This is a genomic window from Pontibacterium sp., from assembly GCF_041587635.1.
In the GTDB taxonomy this organism is placed as follows: domain Bacteria; phylum Pseudomonadota; class Gammaproteobacteria; order Pseudomonadales; family Balneatricaceae; genus Pontibacterium.
The window spans coordinates 1-1,904 of sequence record NZ_JBFGYC010000675.1 but is presented as its reverse complement, the minus strand read 5'-3'; the positions used below and the strand labels follow the sequence as shown (position 1 = coordinate 1,904).

The 1,904-nt window shown below is 51.8% G+C and carries 2 protein-coding genes; both read left to right on the top strand.

Features of this window, described 5'->3' with window-relative positions:
* A partial coding sequence (purD, locus tag ABYW01_RS20600; protein WP_372836377.1) for a phosphoribosylamine--glycine ligase occupies window positions 1-1,240 on the top strand: 1,240 nt, incomplete at its 5' end.
* Window positions 1,241-1,523: 283 nt separating this feature from the next.
* Window positions 1,524-1,904 (top strand): tetratricopeptide repeat protein (locus ABYW01_RS20595; protein ID WP_372836376.1); only part of this gene is annotated, 381 nt, incomplete at its 3' end.

Below are 1,904 nucleotides of genomic sequence, written 5' to 3'. Positions count from 1 at the left end.
GGCGGCAGCACGCGACAATAAAGTTACCGAGATTTTTGTAGCACCGGGTAACGCGGCAACCGCACAAGAAGACAAGATGCAGAACGTTGCACTCGACGTGATGGATCTCGACGGATTGCGCGATTTCGCAATGAACAACGCGATTGACCTGACCATTGTCGGTCCTGAAGCACCGCTGGTTGCAGGTGTTGTGAACCACTTTCAGGCTAAAGGACTGCGCATTTTCGGCCCAACCGAAGGCGCAGCGCAGCTAGAAGGCTCCAAAGCCTTCACCAAAGATTTTCTGGCACGTCACAATATCCCAACCGGCGAATACGCTAACTTCACTGAAATTGAGCCTGCACTGGCTTACGTACGTGAAAAAGGCGCACCGATCGTGATTAAAGCCGACGGTCTGGCAGCTGGTAAAGGCGTTATCGTTGCGATGACACTGGAAGAAGCTGAAGATGCCATTAAGGATATGCTGGCGGGTAACGCATTTGGCGATGCGGGTAGCCGTGTGGTTATCGAAGAGTTCCTTGACGGTGAAGAAGCCTCTTATATCGTGATCGTTGATGGCGACAATGTACTGCCAATGGCCACCAGCCAAGATCACAAACGTGTTGGTGATGGCGATACTGGCCTGAACACGGGCGGCATGGGCGCATACTCCCCTGCTCCGGTTGTCACCGCAGAGATCGACCAGCGTGTTATGGACGAAGTGATCATGCCTACCGTTAACGGTATGAAAGCTGAAGGCAATGAATACACGGGTTTCCTGTACGCGGGTCTGATGATCGCGTCTGACGGCACCCCTAAAGTGATCGAATACAACTGTCGCTTTGGTGATCCTGAAACTCAGCCAATCATGCTGCGTCTGAAATCCAGTCTGGTTGATATGTGCAATGCTGCACTGGATAAGAAACTGGATCAGACCACTGCAGAGTGGGATGAGCGCAAATCTGTCGGTGTGGTGATGGCTGCGGGTGGTTATCCGGGCAGCTACAACAAAGGTGACGTGATCAGCTTCCCGGCTGCATGCCCTGAAGGCACTAAGATTTTCCACGCGGGTACTCAGCTGGATGAGTCAGGCAACGTTGTAACCGCTGGCGGTCGTGTCCTTTGCGTGACTGCGCTGGGTGATACAGTGACAGAAGCTCAACAGCGCGCTTACGATTTGCTGAAGGACGTCAGCTGGAAAGACGCGTACTTCCGTAACGACATTGCGTACCGCGCGATTGCTCGCGAACAGGGTGAATAACCTGTCGTTATAGCGCTGAAAAAGCCTCCTTCGGGAGGCTTTTTTGTAGGCGCAACTGGAAGGTTGTGGATTTTTTTTAATCAGCTGATCCACATTCCCTGCCTTTGCTCGCCGAGATGTTTATAATGTCGGCTTCCGATATTTTTCTTCTGACTAGTACTGAACATACATGGCTTCGTTACAAAACGCTCCTGGAAAGAAAAGATGGCTTCCACTCGCAATCGCGGCAGTAATTGCCGGTGTTGTTGCGTACAGCGTAATGGACAGTTCGGATAACAGCTCCTTGCCAGCGCCTCAAGTAACATCTGATGCGACCGATCTGCAGAGTTTACAGCAGGCCAACCGTTACCTGCGCAACGGCCAATATCAGGATGCGCTGACAGCAGTCAACCAGGTACTGGCCGCCGATGAAGACAACATGGATGCCCAACTACTCAAAGCCACACTGCTGGCAAAAACAGGTTTCCTCGCTCAAGCAGAAACATTGCTCAACGAGCTGCGTGAAAAATACCCGGATCGACCTGAACCGCTTAATAACCTTGCGGTTATCTATGCAGAAGCAGGCGACAACAGCCGTGCCATCCAAACTCTGCAAAGTGCGTTCAAAACCCACCCTAGTTACGCACAGGTCTATCAAAACCTGAGTGACATGTACGCAGTGTTG